Source organism: Arthrobacter sp. KBS0703 (assembly GCF_002008315.2).
Lineage (GTDB): Bacteria > Actinomycetota > Actinomycetes > Actinomycetales > Micrococcaceae > Arthrobacter.
Window position 1 is genome coordinate 1,680,012 of the sequence record NZ_MVDG02000001.1, and the last position, 18,554, is coordinate 1,698,565.

Here is an 18,554-nt window from a genome sequence, read left to right on the forward strand (position 1 = left end):
GCGATGACACGTGATGCCTTTCCCGGACCTGTGGCCAACGTGAAGCAGGCCCTCACCGCCCTGGGCGCCGAGGACACCGTGACGGTGTTTGATTCAAAAGTCCCGACGGCGGCCGCCGCGGCCGCCGCGCTCGGCTGCGACGTCGCGGCCATCACCAACAGCCTGGTGTTCGAACTCGACGGCGCTCCCCTGCTGATCCTGGCCAGCGGAGCGGCGAAGGTGGACGTGCGATTGGTGGCCTCGCAGCTGGGCGGCGGCAAGATCCGCCGCGCCGCCCCGGACTTCGTCCTCCGCCACACAGGCCAGGAAGTAGGAGGCGTGGCCCCGGTAGGCCACCCGGAGAAAATCACGACACTCCTGGACGAATCCCTCAAAAGCCACGAACTCCTCTGGGCAGGAGCCGGAGACCACAACTCAATGTTCTCCATCACCTACAAAGAGTTGCTAAGAATTACCGCAGCCAAGGAACTCCAGGTACGTTAGCTCCCGCAGGGGGTGACATGACCGCTAGCGCAGCGGCGAGGGTGATTTGCGTAGCGTGCGTCAAAGGCGTGGGCCCACGCCGTCAGGGTTCCCTGGCCGAGCTTGCGAGGTTAGGGAGACGGTGGGGAGAACGAGCCAGCACGCGGCAAATTACGCGCGCTGCGAAGCGGACGCACCATACGCCGCCAGCCGCAACAAGCGAGGCTTAAGCCAGCGTAATCAGGTCCAGGTAGTCTTCGTTCCAGTGGTCCTCGATGCCGTCGGGCAGCAGGACAACACGCTCAGGATTCAAGGCCTCGACAGCACCTTCGTCGTGGCTCACCAGGACGACGGCGCCGGTGTAGTTGCTCAAGGCCCCGAGGATTTCAGCACGGCTGGCGGGGTCCAGGTTGTTGGTGGGCTCGTCGAGGAGCAGCACGTTCGCACTCGAGGCCACGATGGTGGCCAGCGCCAAGCGGGTCTTCTCGCCGCCGGACAGCACACCTGCGGGCTTGTCGACGTCGTCGCCGGAGAACAGGAACGAGCCCAGGATGTTCCGTACTTCCGCGTCGTTCATGTCCGGGGCGGAGGATCGCATGTTCTGCAGGACGGTGCGGTCCACATCGAGCGTCTCGTGCTCCTGGGCGTAGTAGCCCACTTTCAGGCCGTGGCCCGCAACGACCTCGCCGGTGTCCGGCTTGTCGACGCCGGCGAGCATGCGCAGGAGGGTGGTCTTGCCGGCGCCATTGAGGCCCAGGATGACCACCTTGGAGCCGCGGTCGATGGCGAGGTCCACGTCGGTGAAGATTTCCAGCGAGCCGTAGGACTTGCTCAGGCCATCGGCGGTGAGCGGGGTCTTGCCGCAGGGCGACGGATCCGGGAAGCGCAGGGCTGCCACCTTGTCGTGCGCGCGGACGGCTTCGAGGCCGCCCAGCAGGCGTTCCGCACGCTTGGCCATGTTCTGCGCGGCGACGGCCTTGGTGGCCTTGGCCCGCATCTTGTTGGCCTGGTCGAAGAGGACCTGGGCTTTCTTCTCCGCGTTGGCGCGCTCACGCTTGCGCGCGCGCTCATCGGTTTCGCGCTGGGTGAGGTAGCGCTTCCAATCCATGTTGTAGAAGTCGATCTGGGCGCGGTTGGGATCGAGCAGGAAGACCTTGTTCACCGTCGCTTCGAGCAGTTCGGTGTCGTGGCTGATGACGATCAGCCCGCCCTGGTGGTTCTTCAGGAACTCACGCAGCCAGGAGATGGAATCGGCGTCGAGGTGGTTGGTGGGTTCGTCAAGGAGCATGGTCTCGGCATCCGAGTACAGGATGCGGGCGAGCTCCACGCGGCGACGCTGACCGCCGGACAGGGTCTTGAGCGGCTGGTTCAGCAGGCGGTCCGGCAGGGCGAGGTTCGAGCAGATGGCTGCGGCCTCGGCTTCGGCAGCGTAGCCGCCGGCGGCCAGGAACTCGGATTCGAGCCGGTCGTAGCGGTTCATCGCCTTGCGCTGGACCGCGGCGTCTTCGCTGGCCATCTCTTCGTGGGCCACACGGAGCTTGCCGACGGCGATGTCCAGGCCGCGGACGGAGAGGATCCGGTCCCGGGCGAGCTGTTCCATGTCCGGGGTCCGGGGGTCCTGCGGCAGGTACCCGATCTCGCCGGTGCGGGTCACCTTGCCGGCCGCCGGAAGGCCTTCGCCCGCAAGGACGCGGGTCAGGGTGGTCTTTCCCGCACCGTTACGGCCCACGAGGCCGATCTTGTCTCCCTTATCGATCCGGAAGCTCACCTGGTCCATGAGCAGCCGGGCGCCGGCGCGCAGTTCAAGATCCTGGACGGTAATCAAAGCAGGTAAGGCCTTTCACAACAGGGAACGCCGCGGCACAGCGGATGGAATCTGGTGGGTGCCGGGGCGGTGCGGCCGGGAGAACGGCCCCTACAAGTCTACCGGGCGCAGCAAGGCTACATAACCGGGCGCTGGGCGACGCGCTACACGCCACTTGCGCCGGACGCAGCGCCTTCATTTGTGCCGTGCATTCAGCCCCGGCGGCCCGGTCTTGTAGGACCACTACAAAATGGGCTTATTCCCGGGCCAGTAACGTCAACATCAGCCGATAATTGTTTGTACCCCTCCGACAGGACCTCCCATGACCCAGACCCATTCGTCCGCCACCGGCCAGCAAGCCAAACGCCGCCGCTGGGACGCCACCGACCTCGGACTCATCGCCGTCTTCGCCGCGCTTGTGGCGGCTCGGCGCTCGTTGCGGCCATCCCGGTGGGCGCGCTGGGCGTCCCCATCACGCTGCAGACGCTCGCCGTGATCCTGACCGGACTGGCCCTCGGCCCGGGCCGGGCCTTCGCGGCGGTCGGTCTTTACACGCTCCTCGGTCTCGCCGGCCTCCCCATCTTCAGCGGCGGCCGCAGCGGGCTGGGCATCCTGGCCGGCCCGTCTGCCGGCTACATCGTTGCGTTCCCCCTTGCTGCTGCAGCGGTCGGCTGGCTTGCCGCCGTCGTCATCCGCCGGACCGTGAAGTACCGGGGCGTGCTGCTGTTTGCCGCCGCCATGGTCACCAGCATCGTGGTGGTCCACGGGCTCGGCGTGCTCGGCATGATGGTCAACGCCAAGCTTGAACTGTCCAAGGCCTTCCTCGCAGACCTCGCCTACTACCCGGGCGACATCATCAAGAACGTCCTGGCCGTCACGGTCGCCCTCGCCCTGCACAAGGCGTTCCCTGACCTGCTGGTCCGGCGTGTCCGGCCGCTGGGCGCACCGGTTGCTTCAGCCGCCGGCTCGCAGGGCGCGGCGCAGCAAGCCACTCCGCAGCAGTGAGCACAGTCGCCCTCAGCGACGTTGAAGTCCGGGTTGCCGTCGACGGCCGCCCGGACCCCAAGGTCCTGCTCCAGGACGTGACCCTCAGCCTGACCGAGCAGCGGATCGGCGTGATCGGCGCCAACGGTTCCGGCAAGTCCACGCTCCTGCGCCTGCTCAACGGCCTCGTGGCACCGACCGGCGGGACGGTCACTGTCAACGGCTCGGATACCGTCCGGAATGTTCGTGCCGTCCGGCAGCAGGTGGGCTTTGTCTTCACCGACCCGCTGTCCCAGCTGGTCATGCCCACGGGCCGCGAGGACGTTGAACTGTCACTGCGGCGCTCCGTACGGAATGGCCCGGAACGCCGCCGCCAGGCCGACGCCGCACTAAGCCGCTTCGGTCTCCTCCACCTGGCGGACCAGAGCATCTACGAGCTTTCGGGCGGGGAACGGCAGCTCCTTGCCCTGGCCGCGGTGCTGGCAGTGGAACCGGACGTGCTGGTCCTCGATGAACCGTCCACGCTTCTGGACCTCCGGAACCGCGAACTGCTACGCCGCACGCTTTCCGGTCTCCGCCAGCAGATCGTCATGTCAACTCACGACCTTGAGCTTGCCCTCGACATGGACCGCGTCCTGGTTGTCGAGTCCGGCCGGATAGCGTACGACGGCGGTGCTGCCGCCGCCGTGGCGCACTACCGCGCCCTGTGCGCCAACAGCCTTGAGGCTCCCGGCGGACACAGCGTGGCGAACAGGGTTGATCCGACCGGCGGGAGCGCCCGGTGAGGGGCGGCGGCGTCCTGCTCGCCAACTACGTGCCAGGGACGTCGGTGATGCACCGCATGCCGATCTGGCTCAAGTTCCTGGTGGTCCTCGCCTGCGGCATGGCCTCATTCCTAATCGTGGACTGGCGCCTGGCCGCCGCAGCGGTTGCCCTGATGTGCGCGCTGTTCCTGCTCAGCGGTGCGGGGCCGGCCCGCCTCTTCCGCGCCGTCCGGCCGCTGCTGCCCGTCCTCCTGGCCGTCGGCCTGTTCCAGTGGTGGCAGCTCGGGGCGCCAACGGCGGCCCGCATTGTCCTCAACATTCTGCTCTGCGTGGTGGCGGCCTCGCTGCTGACGGCAACCACGCCGCTGCACCGGCTTCTCGACGGTGTGGTGTCCCTGGCTCGTCCGTTCCGGCGCTTCGGCGCGGACCCTGAGCGGTTTGCGCTCACCATCGCCATCATGCTGCGCAGCATCCCGTTCATCGCCGGGGCCTTCGGGGACGTCCGGGATTCAGCCCGGGCCAGGGGCCTGGAACGCAACCCCCGCGCGCTGGTCCTGCCGGTCTTCATCACCACCGTTGCCTACGCCCGCCACACCGGGGACGCGCTGGCCGCGCGCGGCCTGGGCGAGCCGGACGACGACTGAGAGCCCTTCCGGTGGAGTTACTCATCGCGCGGCGAGGTACGGTGCAGCCGTTGTCAGGAGCAGGACTTCAGGATGTTGGCGATGGCGTCATGTTCGGCCTGGGTGACCCATAACTTGTATTTGGCCTTGACGGCTGTCTGGCGGGCTACGTACTCGCACCGGAAAGGCTTGCTCGGGGGCAGCCAGGTGGCTGCGTCCTTGTCGGACTTGGCTGAGTTGGTGGGGCCGTCAGCGGCCATCAGGTTCAGGGGGTCGTTGGCGAGCTGCTTGCGCAGCTCGGCGCCGATCTTCTGGGCACCTTTCTGCCAAGCGTCGCTGAGGGGAACGATGTGATCAATCTGGACGGCTGAACTGGTCTGGCTGCCACGAACGAACTTAATGGTCGTCCCCGTGTACTTGTCTGACAGCGTGCCCGAAGCCACCACGCAGTTCCGCGTGCCGGGCTTGAACGTCTCCCCGGTCAGGTCGCGGGCAAGAATGTCGTTCCGGGTATCGCATCCGTTGTGGTCCACGTCAGCCCATGCCGCGCCGAACTGATCGCGGCTGTACCCGGTCTTGGGGGCGCGGCCCTTCACTGGAATGGTGCCGAGTTGGGCAATCGCCACGGCCGCTGCTTCCGGCTTCAGCGCTCCGGGGGCGGCCGATGCGGCCGGGCTGCAGCCGGCAAGTCCTCCGGCCAGGAGCAAGGCAGTGAGAATGGTCAGCGTCGTGGTGGCAGGGCGTGCGATGGTCTTGTCCTTCATGTGTGCGTCGGCAACGACCAGAGTAAACGCCTGCACCCTCGGAAGGCGGCTGCACGCGCCGCCGGCGGAAAGATTGCCGGCCCGGCTACAGCCTGACGTACCGGAACAGGGCAGCTGTGCCCATTCCGCCGGCGATGCTGATCATGGCCAGCGCGAGTTTGTTCCGGTCCGGAGTCTGCCGGGCCTGAGCCAGCAGCCTCGTCACGAGGACGGCGCCCGAGGCCCCGTACGCATGCCCGAGCGCCAGCGCACCGCCGTCGGCGTTGGCCCGCTCCGGTTCGATGCCGAGCCGGTCGAGGCAAGCGAGCGTCTGGGAGGCGAATGCCTCGTTGAACTCCACGAGATCCACATCCTCCGCCGCCACGGCTTGCGAGGCCAACAGGCGCCGTGCGGCCGACGCCGCACCGATGCCAAGGAGCCGGGGCTCCACGCCGGCCGTGTCCGTCCCCACGACGAGGAGCCCGTCCCGAACGCCGAGTTCGCGCGCGCGGGCCAGCGAGGTGACGACGACGGCGGCGGCACCGTCTGCGTCGAAGCAGGAGTTTCCGGCCGTGACCGTTCCGGATTCCACGAAGGCTGCCGGGAACCTGCCCATCAGGGCCTCGCTGAGCCGGGCACGGGGGCCGTCGTCCGCCGCCACCTCTCCGGAGTCAGCAGCAAGCGGGACAATTTCCCGGCTGAAGGCACCGTCCGCGGCAGCGGCCACAGCCCGGCGGTGGCTCCGGAGGGCGAATTCGTCCTGCCGGGCGCGGCTGATGCCGAACTCGGCCGCCACGTTTTCCGCGGCCACCCCCATGTCCGGGTCGCCCAGGCTGTGCGGCGCAAACTGGGCCCGGGCGAAAAAGGCGGGGCCGCCGTCGTCGTTCCGGTGTGCGCGCAGCGGTGCGGTGCTGATGCTTTCCACTCCCCCGGCCAGATACACGCCGCCGCCCGCGGCGACGAGCCGGGACGCGAGGACGATGGCGTCCAGGCCGGAGCCGCACTGCCTGTCCACCGTGAGTCCCGGGACGCTGACCGGAAGCCCGGCCTCGAGGGCCGCCAGCCGCGCCACGTTGCCGCCGCCGGCCACCGCGTTGCCGATCACGACGTCGGTCACTTCTGACGGTGCCGCGCCGGTTTGGGCCAGGAGGGCGTTGACCACGGGGGCGAGAAGCTCATGCGCGCGGAGATGCCTGACCTGGCCGTTGGCCCGGCAGATGGGGGTGCGCAGGGCGGCAATGATGACCGGCTGCCGCTCGGCAGGGAGCGCCGCCGGCGTCTCCAGGTGCACGTCAGACAAGGCGCCGGGCCCGCGAGTCCCGGGCGGTGATCCAGTCCAGCATGATGCGCCGGCTGACCTTCCCGCGGTCCGTCAGCGGGAGCTCGGCGAGGGCGAAGTACTGCAGCGGCCGCTTGTCCCTGGCCAGGATGTCCTCCAGCCCGGCCTTGAGCTGGGTGGCCGTGACGCCGCCGTGCGACGGGACGATTCCGGCCACGACGCGCTGGCCCCGGACGTCGTCGGCCATGCCGGCCGCCACTGCGGAGGCCACACCGGGCACGCATGCGAGGGCCAGTTCGACTTCGTGCGGATAGACGTTCTTGCCCGCGGTGATGATCATGTCCGCGCGGCGGCCCAGGATGTGGAGTTCGCCGTCCTCCAGGTAGCCCTGGTCCCCTACCGTGAACCACCCGTCGAAGCACCGCAGTGCCTGGCCGTCGTCGCCCCACAGGTAGCCGTTACTGACCATGCCGCTGCGAACACTGATGTTCCCGGCGGTGCCGTCCGGGAGCGGGGCTCCGGTGTCATCCAGGATCCGCACGTCGACGCCGGGGAACGGCCGTCCGATGCCCGTGCCGCCGGCGTCGAGCGGTTCCCCGGCGGCAAGGCCGGTGCCGGAGACGAAGCTCAGCTCCGAGGCGCCGTAGTATTCGAAGATGGTGGCGTTGGGGGCCCATCGCCGGGCCGCCTCAAGCGTACGGGCGTCCAGCTTCGAGCCGGCACAGATGATGGTCCGCACGCCCGAGGCGTCGACGCCTCCGGTGAGGCCGCGTTCGCTGAGAAGCCGCAGCATGGTGGGGACCAGCACCAGCCGTGTGATGCCGTCGTAGGTGATGGCAGTGTGGACGTCCCCGACGTCGAAGGATTCGAGGGTGTGGAACTCCGAACCTGCGTAGAGGCACTCGGCGAGGGCGTACAGGTTAAGGCTCGCGGCGAGCGGTCCTGGCGCCAGCGTCTTGTCCTCCGGGCCCAGGCCGAAGAACTCCATCGAGGCTTCGAAGGACTCCTGCCAGGACTGCCGCGAACGGGTGAAGGCCTTTGGCACGGACGTGGTGCCGGAGGTCAGCCCGATCAGGAACGACGACGCCGGATCCCCGTCCCTGAGCGGTGACCCGGGGCCGCCAGGGACTGCGACCGCTGCAGCGCCCAGCCGCTGGACGATTTCCTCCCGCATGGGCCGCGGCCACGTCGGATCCAGCACCGCGCACTGCCGGTTCCCCGCCACGGCCGCGGCGAAGTCAATCGCAAACCGGGTGGAATTGTGCTGCGCGAGCACCATCACATCGGCTGTATTGTCCGCCGCAGCGGCCTCCGCGGCGTCGCGGAGGGCAGCCCACGTGAGCCGCTGTCCTGCCACGACGACGGCGGTGTCGTCGGGCCGGTCATCAGCCCAGCGCTGGAGTCTGTTGAGAAAAGGCATCGGACCAACTTTACCGGCGGATGCGTCTCTTCGCCCTCTGGCAAAGACTATTGTGACAACATGAGCTTCAACGACGGGGTCGAGCTGGACCCATCCCAGGTGGAAGACCGGCGCGGCGGCGGAATGGGCCGCGGCACGAAGATCGGCGGCGGCATCGGCGGGGGCATCGTCCTCCTCCTCGCGGCGCTGTTCGGCATCAATCCGCAACTGCTCGAAGGACTGGTCGGTCCGGGGCAGGAACAGCCCGGTGCTGGCCAGACCACCACCGCGGAGGCCTGCAAGACCGGCGCCGACGCTGACCAGCGGCTCGACTGCCGCATCAAGGGCACCGTCAACAGCCTCAATGCGTTCTGGCCCGCTTACCTCGCCGACTACAAGGTCAAGTACCCGCGGCCCAGGACCGTACTCTTCGAAGGCGGTACCCCCACCGGCTGCGGCGCCGCGACGTCGGAGGTCGGCCCGTTCTACTGCCCGGCCGACACCACGGCCTACTTCGACCCCGGCTTCTTCCAGGAACTCGTGGACCGCTTCGGCTCGTCCGGCGGCCCGCTCGCGCAGGAGTATGTGGTTGCCCACGAGTTCGGCCACCACATCCAGAACATCCTTGGTGACCTGGACAAGGCCCAGCAGGATCCACAGGGTGCAGAGTCCGGGGCCGTTCGGGTGGAACTGCAGGCGGACTGCTACGCCGGGCTCTGGACCCGTTACGCCACCACTCAGAAGGATCCCAAGTCCGGTTTGCCCTTCCTCGAGCCGCTGACGCAGAAGGACCTCAACGACGCCCTCTCGGCGGCGTCCGCCGTGGGCGACGACCGGATCCAGAAAGCAGCCACCGGCCGTGTTTCGCCCGAGGGCTGGACCCACGGATCGAGTGCCCAGCGGCAGAAGTGGTTCTACCAGGGCTACAAAACCGGCGACATCAACCAGTGCGATACCTTCAGCGCCGCCAGCCTTTAGCCGCCACCCTTTAACTGAAACGACGACGGCGGGCCACCTGGAGGTGGCCCGCCGTCGTCGTACTTAAAGCGGTTGCTTTAGATGTTGAACCCGAGGGCGCGCATCTGGTCCTTGCCGTCATCGGTGATCCGTTCCGGGCCCCATGGCGGCATCCACACCCAGTTCAGGCGCCACTCGTCCACGACGCCGTCCAGCGCCTTGCCGACCTGCTCCTCGAGCACGTCGGTGAGCGGGCATGCCGCCGTGGTGAGTGTCATGTCGATGAGCAGGGCGCCGTCATCCTCCGAGTACTTCAGGCCGTACAGCAGCCCGAGGTCCACGATGTTGACCCCGAGCTCGGGGTCGATGACGTCCTTGAGTGCCTCTTCGACATCCTCCAGCCCTGTGCGGGCTGCGTCGATTTCTGTCATGGCGTGTCCTTACTAGGCCTGTGCTGCGGCGGCAGCGGCAGCGATCGTGGCTGCTCCGGCGCCCGTGGCGTAGCGGTCGTAGCCTTCTTCTTCGAGGCGGTCTGCGAGCTCCGGGCCGCCCTCTTCCACAATCTGGCCGTCAACGAAAACGTGGACGAACTCAGGCTTGATGTAGCGCAGGATGCGGGTGTAGTGCGTGATGAGCATGGTGCCCATGTTGCCTTCGGCGTGGGCGCGGTTGACGCCTTCCGAGACGATCTTCAGGGCGTCGACGTCCAGGCCGGAGTCGGTCTCATCAAGCACGGCGAACTTGGGCTTGAAGAGCTCGAGCTGCAGGATCTCCACGCGCTTCTTTTCGCCGCCCGAGAAGCCCTCGTTGACGTTGCGCTGTGCGAAGTCCGCATCGATGCGCAACTGCTGCATGGCGGCCTTGACGTCCTTGGTCCAGGTGCGCAGGGCAGGCGCCTGGCCGTCGATGGCGGTCTTGGCAGTCCGCAGGAAGTTGGTCATTGTGACGCCGGGAACCTCCACCGGGTACTGCATGGCCAGGAAGAGGCCGGCGCGAGCACGCTCGTCGACGCTCATCGCCAGGACGTCTTCGCCGTCCAGCGTGATGGTGCCGCCGGTGACGTTGTAGCGCGGGTGGCCGGCGATGGTGGACGCAAGGGTGGACTTGCCCGAACCGTTGGGGCCCATGATGGCGTGGGTCTCACCGGTCCGGATGGTCAGGCTGACGCCCTTCAGGATCTCCTTGGTGCCCTGCTCGGTGTCGATGCTAACGTGCAGGTCCTTGATCTCAAGAGTAGACATGTGTCTTGTTCTCCTCTGCACCGTGCCGTTGGGGCGGCGGTGCGGTCTTTGGTCTGGAAGGTAATAAGTTCTGGTACAGGCCTGGCTAGCTGAAGTTCGGGGTTTCGGCGCCGTTCAGGACGTTGGTGAAGTCCACGTAGACCTCGTCCCCGACGATCTCCACCGCGAACACGGGCACGGGATCGTAGGCCGGCAGCTGGAGAGGCTCGCCGGTGCGCAGATCGAACTGCGAACCGTGGCCCCAGCATTCGATGGCGCAGCCTTCGACCTCGCCCTCCGAGAGCGAGATGTCCGCGTGCGAGCAGGTGTCGCCGATGGCGTGGATCTCTCCCATGGAGTCCTTGACGATCGCGACGGGATAGTCATCGATCAGGATCCGCAGCGCCTGCTTGGGCTGGATCTCGTCCACGTTGCAGACGAGCTCGCCCTTTGGCTGTTCAGTCATCCGATGTCCTGTACTCTCCGGGCTGCTTAGTTTTCGGTCGCGGCGAGTTCACGCTCAACAGCCGCGGTCAGGCGCTCTTCGAGTGCCGGGACCTTGATCTGCTGGATGATCTCGTTGAGGAAGCCGCGGACGACGAGCCGCCGTGCCACGTCTTCGGGAATGCCGCGTGCCATGAGGTAGAACAGGTGTTCGTCGTCAAAACGTCCGGTGGAGCTCGCGTGACCGGCGCCTTCGATGAGGCCGGTTTCGATCTCGAGGTTCGGAACCGAGTCCGCGCGGCAGCCGTCCGTCAGCACAAGGTTCTGGTTCTTCTCGTACGAGTCGGTGCCCAGTGCCTGCTTCTGGATCAGGACGTCGCCCACCCAGACGGTGTGCGCGTTCTTGCCCTGCAGGGCGCCCTTGTAGAGCACGTTGGACTTGCAGTTGGCCACGTTGTGGTCAACGAAGGACCGGTGCTCCAGGTGCTGCCCGGCGTCGGCGAAGTACAGGCCCAGCAGCTCGGCCTCGGCACCTTCACCCGCGAAGCGGACGTTGGAGTTCAGGCGCACGATCGATCCGCCGAGGGACACGGCGATGTGCTTGTACACAGCGTCCTTGCCCACCTGCGCGTCGTGCTGGGCCAGGTGCTTGGCGTCGTCTTCCCAGAGCTGCACCGAGATGACAGTGAGCTTGGCGCCTTCGCCGACGATGACTTCCAGGTTGCCGTTGTGGTCGGCCGCACCGGTGTGCTCCAGGATCACGACGCTGCGCGAGTTGGCGCCGGCCTCCAGCACGTAGTGTGCGTTGGAGCGGCGTCCGGCGCCCGCGCCGTGGACCAGGATCCGCACCGGCTCAGCCGGCTCGGCTTCCGCCGGGATGACCACGTGCAGTGCCTCGTCCGTGTTGGCGGAGGCGACGACGGCGGCACGGTCGGCCGGGGTCAGCACGGATCCGCGCGGGGCGGCTCCGTGGGCCAGGGGCGTGCGGACATAGCCTTCCGGTGCGTCCACGGTGAATGCGGCGGCCGGATCCGGATCGACATCCGTCGCGCGATCCGAGAGCAGGTTGGCCAGTCCGCGGACCGGGCTGAAGCGCCATTCTTCCTCGCGGCCCGTGGGCAGTGCGAAGTCGGCGACGTCGAAGCTCGTAAGCCGTTCGGCGCGGGAGGACATCACGGTGACGCCGTGGTTGTGGCTGTGGTCCACCTTGGCGGAGACCAGGCCCTCGCCTTCCTCGGTGAAGCCTGCGATGGAAGGCGCTCCGATGCGGGCCTTTTCAGTAGTAATTTCGGCAGTCATTAACCGACGGATCCTTCCATCTGGAGTTCAATGAGGCGGTTCAGCTCGAGGGCGTATTCCATCGGCAGCTCGCGGGCGATCGGCTCGATGAACCCGCGCACGATCATGGCCATGGCTTCGTCTTCGCGCATGCCGCGGGACATGAGGTAGAAGAGCTGCTCTTCGGAAACGCGCGAGACAGTTGCCTCGTGACCCAGCTGGACGTCATCCTCGCGGATGTCGATGTAGGGGTAGGTGTCCGAGCGGCTGATCGTGTCCACCAGCAGGGCGTCGCAGCGCACGGTGTTGGCCGAGTGCTTGGCGCCTTCGCGGATCTGGACGAGGCCGCGGTAGGCCGCACGTCCGCCGCCGCGGGCCACTGACTTGGAGATGATGGAGCTCTTGGTGTTCGGCGCGATGTGGACCATCTTGGAGCCGGTGTCCTGGTGCTGGCCTTCGCCGGCGAACGCGATGGACAGGGTCTCGCCCTTGGCGTGCTCGCCCGTGAGGTAGACGGCCGGGTACTTCATGGTGACCTTGGAGCCGATGTTGCCATCGATCCATTCCATGGTGGCGCCTTCTTCGCAGATCGCGCGCTTGGTCACCAGGTTGTACACGTTGTTGGACCAGTTCTGGATGGTGGTGTACCGGACACGGGCGCCCTTCTTGACCACGATTTCCACGACAGCGGAGTGCAGCGAGTCCGACGTGTAGATCGGCGCGGTGCAGCCCTCGATGTAGTGGACGTAAGAGTCCTCGTCCGCGATGATCAGCGTGCGCTCGAACTGACCCATGTTTTCCGTGTTGATGCGGAAGTACGCCTGCAGCGGAATGTCCACGTGGACGCCCTTGGGCACGTACACGAAGGAACCGCCGGACCACACGGCCGTGTTCAGCGAGGCAAACTTGTTGTCTCCCACGGGAATGATGGTGCCGAAGTACTCCTGGAAGATCTCCGGGTGCTCGCGCAGCGCGGTGTCCGTGTCCAGGAAGATGACGCCCTGGGCCTCAAGGTCCTCGCGGATCTGGTGGTAGACCACCTCGGACTCGTACTGGGCTGCCACGCCGGAGACCAGGCGACTGCGCTCGGCTTCCGGGATGCCGAGCTTCTCATACGTGTTGCGGATGTCCTCGGGCAGGTCTTCCCACGTGGCGGCCTGCTTCTCCGTGGAACGGACGAAGTACTTGATGTTGTCAAAGTCGATGCCGGACAGGTCCGCACCCCAGGTGGGCATGGGCTTGCGGCCGAAGTACTTCAGGCCCTTCAGGCGCAGGTCCAGCATCCACTCCGGCTCGCTCTTCTTGGCCGAAATGTCGCGGACGACTTCCTCGTTGAGGCCACGGCGTGCGTTGGCGCCGACGTCGTTCTTGTCGGCCCAGCCGTACTCGTAGGTGCCGATTCCGTGGAGCTCGGGATTCTTTTCCAGAATCTCCGAAATCACAGCAGTCTCGGCAACCGTCTTCTCTGATAGTTGGTCCGTCATCACGGCCTTTCTTGCAGATGGTTGGATATTTCGTCCAGGTTGTCCGTAACGGCTCGGGTGGTTTCCGCCACCGTTGCGGCCGGACGGCCTGTTGGTATGTGGGTGGTGCAGACATGGCCCCCGCGCGCCAAGGTGGAGAGGCGCCGCACGTCGACGCCGACCAGCCGGGAAAACGTCTCGGTTTCAGCATCGCAGAAAACGGGGAACTGTGCTGCGAGCTGCTGGATGGGGCAGTGGCCCTGGCACAGCTGGACGCTGGACAGCGCTGCCGGCAGCGGCGCCCTGGCCTCGATGGACGCGGTGGAGGCTACATAGCCGTCCCGGGACAGCGCGGCGGAAAGCGCCTGCGCCCGGGCGGTGATGTCGGTTCCGGCCGCATCAACCTCCGGGGCGTAGCGGCGTTCCATCTCGGAAAAACGCTCGACGGCGAACTTCCGCACTGCTTCGGTACCGGCCATTTCTTCGAGCTGCTTGAGCGCGGTGCTGGCGATGTTCAGGTAGTCGTCACCGAGCGTCGACTGGCCCTGTGAACTCAGGACATAGCGGCGGGCGGGGCGTCCGGCGCCGGCGCCGGCACGGGCAACACGCTTGACTTCGATGACGCCTGCACGGGACAGATGGTCCAGGTGGCGGCGGACGGCGGCCGGCGTGAAGCCGAGAAGGTCGCCCAGTTCCGCGGCGCTGACGGGTCCGTGTTCGAGTACCGCACTGAGGACGCGGTCGCGCGTGCGCTCGTCAGCGTCGGCTGCCGGCGGCACGGCCGCCAGGGCATCGCGCTTTCCACCGCGCAGCGCGCTAAGCGGCGCGCGGTGCCCGGCCAGAGGCAGGGAAGTGGGATTACTCATGGAATACACAACACAATCATGTCGTAATTTACTCCGCCCATCCAGTAAGGCTTGGCTGACCTGCTGCTCCGGGCGGTCACATCGGAGCCCGTACTACTTCACGTAGAATGCTGGGGTGCGATCCCCCAAATCCCCCGTACTGTCCATCAGCGGGCTCATTAAGGACGTCGGTCCGCTGCCCACCCTCGATGGCAGGATGCTGAGGGTGGTGAGCGACGTCTCACTCGTCGCCGGACGCGGCGAGGTAACGGCGCTGCTCGGAGCCAACGGCGCCGGCAAAACCACCACCATCGAGTGCGCGCAGGGCCTCCAGAAGCGCACCGGCGGCACAATTTCCCTGTTGGGCGAGGATCCCGGCAGCGCCGGAGCGGAACTGCGGTCCCGCGTAGGGGTCATGCTCCAGGACGGCGGCCTCCCGCCGTCGGCCCGTCCCATTCCCCTGCTCCGCCACATCGCCGGCATGTACCGCAATCCGAGGCCGCTCGACGAACTGGTGGAGCGGCTCGGCATCGATGCGTTCAGCCGGACCAGTGTCCGCCGGCTGTCCGGCGGACAGAAGCAGCGGCTGGCCCTCGCCGCCGCGCTCATCGGCAATCCCGAAGTGCTGTTCCTCGACGAACCGAGCGCCGGCCTTGACCCGCAGTCGCGCCAGCTTGTCTTCGGGCTGATTTCGGAGCTCCGGAACAGCGGGATGGGCATCATCCTGACCACCCACCTGATGGACGATGCCCAGCGCCTCGCCGACTACGTGTACATCATTGACGCCGGCAGGAATGTCGCCGAGGGCACCGTCGCCCAGCTCCTGCAGCACCACACCCCGGACATGGCCCGGAAGGACCACATCCGGACCCTGCATTTCGAGGCGCTGCCCGGGCTGGACTTCACGGGTGTCCTTCCCGCCGAGGTGGAGGTCAGGGAGACGCGGGCCGGCAGCTACTCGGCCACCGGCGTGCTCACCCCTGCGGACCTTGCCGCGCTGACGGCGTGGTGGGCGGCCCACGGCGTGATGCCAGGGTCCATGAGCATGGAGGCCCGCAGCCTCGAAGACGTATTCCTCGACATTTCCGGAAGGGAAGTCCGATGACGACAGTGACCGGCGGCGCTCCCGCTCCCCTGCTCCGCCGGATCCTGCTGCAGGGCCAGTACGAGGCGATGACAATGCTCCGGAACGGAGAGCAGCTGATCCTCGCGATCGTCCTGCCGCTGCTGGCCCTGATCGGCCTCACCGTGACGCCGCTGCTGGACGGGCTGGGCGACAGCCGGATCAACGTGGCCGTTCCCGGCATCCTCGCGCTGTGCGCCATGTCCACCGCCTTCACCGGCCAGGGCATCTCGACCGGATTCGACCGCCGCTACGGCGTGCTGCGCTTCCTCTCCACCACACCGCTGGGACGCACCGGCCTCATCGCCGGAAAGATCATCGCCGTCCTGGCCGTCCTGTTCCTGCAGGTGCTGATCGTCTCCGGCATAGCCCTAACGCTCGGCTGGCGGCCCGATCCGGCCGGCTGGCTGCCGGGCATGGGACTTTTGATACTTGGCGCGGCCGCGTTCACGGCCCTCGGCCTGCTGGTGGCCGGGACAGTCCGACCCGAGGCCACACTCGCCATCACCAACCTGCTGTGGATCCTCCTCGGGGCCCTCGGCGGCATCGTCATCCCCGCCCCGCGGCTGCCCGGACCGGCCCAGGATGCCGTGCATTTCCTGCCGTCCGGAGCCCTCGGCCAAGGACTGCGCGATGCGTTCCTGCACGGTGCCGTCGACGGCGCCTCTGTCCTTATCCTGCTGTTGTGGCTGGTTGTCGCCGGCGCGGCAGCCATCCGTTGGTTCAAGTGGAATTGAGAAATACCGTGAGCACGGCTTCGCGCCTCCCCCAGATCGTCGGCCGCCTGGCATCAAAGCTTCCCGTCACCGTTGATTCAACCGTCCGCCGCCTCGCGGTGCTGTCCCTCATCGGGCAGACGCTCCTGGTGGTGACCGGCGGCGCCGTCAGGCTGACCGCCTCCGGGCTGGGCTGCCCCACCTGGCCGCGCTGCACGAACGAATCCCTGGTCAACACCCCCGAAATGGGCATCCACGGCTTCATCGAGTTCGGCAACCGGCTGCTGACCTTCGCCCTCGCCGCCGTCGCGGCGATGATGCTGGTCTACCTGTGGAACCTGCGCAAGGAACGCAAGGACCTCTTCCTGCTTGCCCTGGGCCTGCTGGCCAGCATTCCCGCGCAGGCCATCATCGGCGGCGTGACGGTGCTGACGCGCCTCAACCCGTGGGTGGTCGGCCTCCACTTCCTGGTTTCCATGGCCCTGGTGGTCTTCGCCACGCTCCTGGTGAACCGCGCGTACGGCAGGACCGGACGTATCCTCACCCGCCCGCTGGCGTCCCTGCCGGGAGTCCTGCGGCCGGTGACGGCCGCCGTCGCTGTTTTCTCCGCCGTGGCGGTGATGCTGGGCGTGGTGGTGACCGGCGCGGGCCCGCACGCCGGCGACGCCAACGCACCCCGCAATAACCTCGACTGGGACCTCTTCTCCCACATCCACGCTGTTCCGGCCTACGTGATCACCGCAGGAACCCTCTTTGCCGCCTACCTGGTGTTCCGCCGCGGCATCTCCGGCCCGTTCCGAACGGCCGTGCTCCTGCTCCTCGGCGTCACCCTGCTTCAGGCCGTCATCGGCTTCACGCAGTACTACAACGGCATCCCGGCGCTCCTCGTGGGCGCCCACATGCTGGGCGCGGCACTCCTGATGAGCGCCGCAACCAATGTTTGGGACATCGCCCGCTACAGCCAGGCCAGGTAAGGCAGCCGCGCGGAGCAGTCCGCGCCAAACAGTCCGGCGCGACGCAGTCCGGCACAAAGCAGCTCAGCAGACGAAAGTACCCCGGTCCGCACTGACCGGGGTACTTTCTACTTGTATTGACGTAGTTGTACAGACGCCCTCCCGCGCCCTGCACACTTTCCGCGACTCACTCTCCACCTACGCAGGCACGCAGGCACGCAGGCAAAGGCAATGGCTCCTCCACATGGTGTGAAGGAGCATTGCAGAAGCTGTTGCGAAAAGCGGGAGAACGTCCTGGAGGCCGGAACCGCGACGGGTGCGGTCAGCCCATGAGCGGCGAACCGACAAACGGGTCCACCGCCAGGGCGATGAAGAGGAGCGTCAGGTAGCTGATGGAGCCGTGGAAGACCTTCATGGCGCCCTTGTCCGAGAGGTCCCCGCCCTGCGCCCGGTTATACAGGGCGTGGGACTCGTACAGGAACCACGCACCGGCAAGAACAGCGGTCACGGTGTAGACCCAGCCGGCACCCCCTGCGGGAACCATGAGCAGCGAACACACCACCATGGCCCAGGCGTAGAGGACCACCTGCACGGAAACCACCTTGGCGCCGGCGATGGCGCCGAGCATGGGCACGTTGGCGTTCCGGTAGTCCTCGCCGTAGCGCATGGACAGCGGCCAGTAGTGCGGCGGCGTCCACAGGAAGATCACCATGAACAGCACGACTGCCGGCCACTCGACGGTATTGGTGACGGCGGCCCACGCGATGAGAACCGGGAAGCAGCCCGCCGCACCGCCCCAAACGATGTTCTGGGCAGTGCGCCGCTTCAGGATCATGGTGTAAATCACGACGTAAAAAACGATGGCGCCGAGCCCGAGCCACGCGGACAGCGGGTTCGCGCCGAACCACAGGATGGCGATGGCAGCCGCGCCCAGGAGCCACGCAAAAATGAGGGCCTCGCGCGGCGTGACCTCACCCGTGACCAGCGGGCGCTTTTCGGTACGGTGCATCAGCTTGTCGATGTCGCGGTCGATGTAGCAGTTGAAGGCTCCGGCGCTGCCAGCGGCGAACGCGCCGCCCACCAGCGTTGCAAGGATGAGCCCGAGGGACGGAAAACCGCGCTGGGCATAAATCATCGTGGGGAGCGTGCTGACCAGCAGAAGTTCGATGACCCGCGGTTTGGTGAGAGCAAGGTACGCCTTCGCCTTGCGGGCTAGTCCGGCTCTTGCGTGGACCCTGGCGGAGGTCAGCGGCGTATCTGTTGTGCTCACGTTGGCAGTCACTCTGTTCTGTCTGGCTGTGTTGTCTGACTGATCTGCCCGAATCCTGGGTCCGGAATGATCCCTCAACGGCGGTCGACGGGCTTGAAAGTGCTCTTCGCGTGCCCTGCCTGTCCGCCGGTGGCCTCCCGATATCATACCGCGGTCCCGCATGGGTCGTTGGCACCGCCCGACTTGGCCAAATCGCTGAAAATGATTCCTTCGAGCTTGCATCGAGC

At 66.9% G+C, this 18,554-nt stretch carries 18 protein-coding genes and 1 pseudogene; 8 read left to right on the forward strand and 11 right to left on the reverse strand.

Annotated elements, in window-relative coordinates; translation table 11 throughout:
• Positions 1-3 precede the first annotated feature (3 nt).
• Positions 4-483 carry a YbaK/EbsC family protein gene (locus B1A87_RS07975; RefSeq protein ID WP_078029389.1) on the forward strand — a complete coding sequence of 160 codons (480 nt, stop codon included), beginning with the start codon at positions 4-6 and terminating at the stop codon, positions 481-483.
• Positions 484-688: 205 nt separating this feature from the next.
• Here the strand turns inward: B1A87_RS07975 and B1A87_RS07980 are convergent, their stop codons facing one another.
• A complete protein-coding gene (locus B1A87_RS07980) occupies positions 689-2,287 on the reverse strand; it encodes an ABC-F family ATP-binding cassette domain-containing protein (RefSeq protein WP_078029388.1) in 1,599 nt (532 codons plus the stop codon).
• A 301-nt stretch (positions 2,288-2,588) separates the two neighbouring features.
• On the opposite strand from B1A87_RS07980, the pseudogene B1A87_RS07985 reads away from it, so the two are divergent.
• The 3 genes and pseudogenes from B1A87_RS07985 to B1A87_RS07995 all read left to right on the forward strand — a co-directional run bounded on the left by B1A87_RS07985 (position 2,589) and on the right by B1A87_RS07995 (position 4,658).
• Positions 2,589-3,271: pseudogene (locus tag B1A87_RS07985) on the forward strand (biotin transporter BioY).
• Positions 3,268-4,035 carry an energy-coupling factor ABC transporter ATP-binding protein gene (locus B1A87_RS07990; RefSeq protein WP_078029386.1) on the forward strand — a complete coding sequence of 256 codons (768 nt, stop codon included), beginning with the start codon at positions 3,268-3,270 and terminating at the stop codon, positions 4,033-4,035. Before B1A87_RS07985 ends, B1A87_RS07990 begins: the two are co-directional and overlap by 4 nt.
• Positions 4,032-4,658 (forward strand): energy-coupling factor transporter transmembrane protein EcfT, encoded by a 627-nt coding sequence (locus B1A87_RS07995; protein ID WP_078029385.1) that lies wholly within the window; start codon positions 4,032-4,034, stop codon positions 4,656-4,658. The genes B1A87_RS07990 and B1A87_RS07995 overlap by 4 nt, the downstream gene beginning before the upstream one ends.
• A 53-nt stretch (positions 4,659-4,711) precedes the next feature.
• On the opposite strand, the gene B1A87_RS08000 is transcribed toward B1A87_RS07995, so the two are convergent.
• The 3 genes from B1A87_RS08000 to B1A87_RS08010 all read right to left on the reverse strand — a co-directional run bounded on the left by B1A87_RS08000 (position 4,712) and on the right by B1A87_RS08010 (position 8,079).
• Positions 4,712-5,401 carry an HNH endonuclease family protein gene (locus tag B1A87_RS08000; RefSeq protein WP_078029384.1) on the reverse strand — a complete coding sequence of 230 codons (690 nt, stop codon included), beginning with the start codon at positions 5,399-5,401 and terminating at the stop codon, positions 4,712-4,714.
• 85 nt (positions 5,402-5,486) lie between these two features.
• Complete coding sequence (locus B1A87_RS08005) at positions 5,487-6,680, reverse strand: thiolase family protein (protein ID WP_078029383.1); 1,194 nt, start codon at positions 6,678-6,680, stop codon at positions 5,487-5,489.
• On the reverse strand, positions 6,673-8,079 hold the full coding sequence (locus B1A87_RS08010; protein ID WP_078029382.1) for a class I adenylate-forming enzyme family protein: 1,407 nt from the start codon (positions 8,077-8,079) through the stop codon (positions 6,673-6,675). Before B1A87_RS08010 ends, B1A87_RS08005 begins: the two co-directional genes overlap by 8 nt.
• Positions 8,080-8,139: 60 nt before the next feature.
• Between B1A87_RS08010 and B1A87_RS08015 the strand changes: the two genes are divergently transcribed.
• Positions 8,140-9,036 carry a neutral zinc metallopeptidase gene (locus tag B1A87_RS08015; protein ID WP_078029381.1) on the forward strand — a complete coding sequence of 299 codons (897 nt, stop codon included), beginning with the start codon at positions 8,140-8,142 and terminating at the stop codon, positions 9,034-9,036.
• Positions 9,037-9,113: 77 nt separating this feature from the next.
• On the opposite strand, the gene B1A87_RS08020 is transcribed toward B1A87_RS08015, so the two are convergent.
• From B1A87_RS08020 to B1A87_RS08045, 6 genes are all read right to left on the reverse strand, one after another.
• Positions 9,114-9,446: a metal-sulfur cluster assembly factor gene (locus B1A87_RS08020; protein WP_003798940.1), complete on the reverse strand. Its 333-nt coding sequence runs from the start codon at positions 9,444-9,446 to the stop codon at positions 9,114-9,116.
• Positions 9,447-9,458: 12 nt separating this feature from the next.
• Positions 9,459-10,256, reverse strand: a complete 798-nt coding sequence (sufC, locus tag B1A87_RS08025; protein WP_078029380.1) for a Fe-S cluster assembly ATPase SufC — start codon at positions 10,254-10,256, stop codon at positions 9,459-9,461.
• 85 nt (positions 10,257-10,341) lie between these two features.
• Positions 10,342-10,701, reverse strand: coding sequence for a non-heme iron oxygenase ferredoxin subunit (locus tag B1A87_RS08030; RefSeq protein ID WP_078029379.1), 360 nt, complete (start codon positions 10,699-10,701; stop codon positions 10,342-10,344).
• A gap of 26 nt (positions 10,702-10,727) precedes the next feature.
• On the reverse strand, positions 10,728-11,978 hold the full coding sequence (gene sufD, locus B1A87_RS08035) for a Fe-S cluster assembly protein SufD (RefSeq protein WP_078029378.1): 1,251 nt from the start codon (positions 11,976-11,978) through the stop codon (positions 10,728-10,730).
• Positions 11,978-13,441 carry a Fe-S cluster assembly protein SufB gene (gene sufB / locus B1A87_RS08040; protein ID WP_078029377.1) on the reverse strand — a complete coding sequence of 488 codons (1,464 nt, stop codon included), beginning with the start codon at positions 13,439-13,441 and terminating at the stop codon, positions 11,978-11,980. Before sufB ends, sufD begins: the two co-directional genes overlap by 1 nt.
• Complete coding sequence (locus B1A87_RS08045; RefSeq protein ID WP_078029586.1) at positions 13,441-14,286, reverse strand: metalloregulator ArsR/SmtB family transcription factor; 846 nt, start codon at positions 14,284-14,286, stop codon at positions 13,441-13,443. Before B1A87_RS08045 ends, sufB begins: the two co-directional genes overlap by 1 nt.
• A 115-nt stretch (positions 14,287-14,401) precedes the next feature.
• On the opposite strand from B1A87_RS08045, the gene B1A87_RS08050 reads away from it, so the two are divergent.
• The 3 genes from B1A87_RS08050 to B1A87_RS08060 are packed head-to-tail and all read left to right on the forward strand — an operon-like array spanning position 14,402 to position 17,078.
• The gene (locus B1A87_RS08050) at positions 14,402-15,370 is read left to right on the forward strand and encodes an ABC transporter ATP-binding protein (protein WP_078029376.1); all 969 of its coding nucleotides are present in this window, start codon (positions 14,402-14,404) and stop codon (positions 15,368-15,370) included.
• Entirely contained in the window at positions 15,367-16,125 is a 759-nt protein-coding gene (locus B1A87_RS08055; RefSeq protein ID WP_078029375.1) for an ABC transporter permease, read from the forward strand. The genes B1A87_RS08050 and B1A87_RS08055 overlap by 4 nt, the downstream gene beginning before the upstream one ends.
• An 8-nt stretch (positions 16,126-16,133) precedes the next feature.
• Complete coding sequence (locus B1A87_RS08060) at positions 16,134-17,078, forward strand: heme A synthase (RefSeq protein ID WP_078029374.1); 945 nt, start codon at positions 16,134-16,136, stop codon at positions 17,076-17,078.
• Between the two features lie 301 nt (positions 17,079-17,379).
• On the opposite strand, the gene B1A87_RS08065 is transcribed toward B1A87_RS08060, so the two are convergent.
• Positions 17,380-18,339 carry a heme o synthase gene (locus tag B1A87_RS08065; RefSeq protein WP_078029373.1) on the reverse strand — a complete coding sequence of 320 codons (960 nt, stop codon included), beginning with the start codon at positions 18,337-18,339 and terminating at the stop codon, positions 17,380-17,382.
• Positions 18,340-18,554 lie beyond the last annotated feature (215 nt).

Bases quoted from the DNA above. Each gene is read 5' to 3' on its own strand.
- B1A87_RS07975 (WP_078029389.1), top strand. From the start codon at position 4: ATGACACGTGATGCCTTTCCCGGACCTGTGGCCAACGTGAAGCAGGCC.
- B1A87_RS08045 (WP_078029586.1), bottom strand. From the start codon at position 14,286: ATGAGTAATCCCACTTCCCTGCCTCTGGCCGGGCACCGCGCGCCGCTT.
- sufD (WP_078029378.1), bottom strand. From the start codon at position 11,978: ATGACTGCCGAAATTACTACTGAAAAGGCCCGCATCGGAGCGCCTTCC.
- sufB (WP_078029377.1), bottom strand. From the start codon at position 13,441: ATGACGGACCAACTATCAGAGAAGACGGTTGCCGAGACTGCTGTGATT.
- B1A87_RS08015 (WP_078029381.1), top strand. From the start codon at position 8,140: ATGAGCTTCAACGACGGGGTCGAGCTGGACCCATCCCAGGTGGAAGAC.
- sufC (WP_078029380.1), bottom strand. From the start codon at position 10,256: ATGTCTACTCTTGAGATCAAGGACCTGCACGTTAGCATCGACACCGAG.
- B1A87_RS08055 (WP_078029375.1), top strand. From the start codon at position 15,367: ATGACGACAGTGACCGGCGGCGCTCCCGCTCCCCTGCTCCGCCGGATC.
- B1A87_RS08020 (WP_003798940.1), bottom strand. From the start codon at position 9,446: ATGACAGAAATCGACGCAGCCCGCACAGGGCTGGAGGATGTCGAAGAG.
- B1A87_RS08000 (WP_078029384.1), bottom strand. From the start codon at position 5,401: ATGAAGGACAAGACCATCGCACGCCCTGCCACCACGACGCTGACCATT.
- B1A87_RS08010 (WP_078029382.1), bottom strand. From the start codon at position 8,079: ATGCCTTTTCTCAACAGACTCCAGCGCTGGGCTGATGACCGGCCCGAC.
- B1A87_RS08030 (WP_078029379.1), bottom strand. From the start codon at position 10,701: ATGACTGAACAGCCAAAGGGCGAGCTCGTCTGCAACGTGGACGAGATC.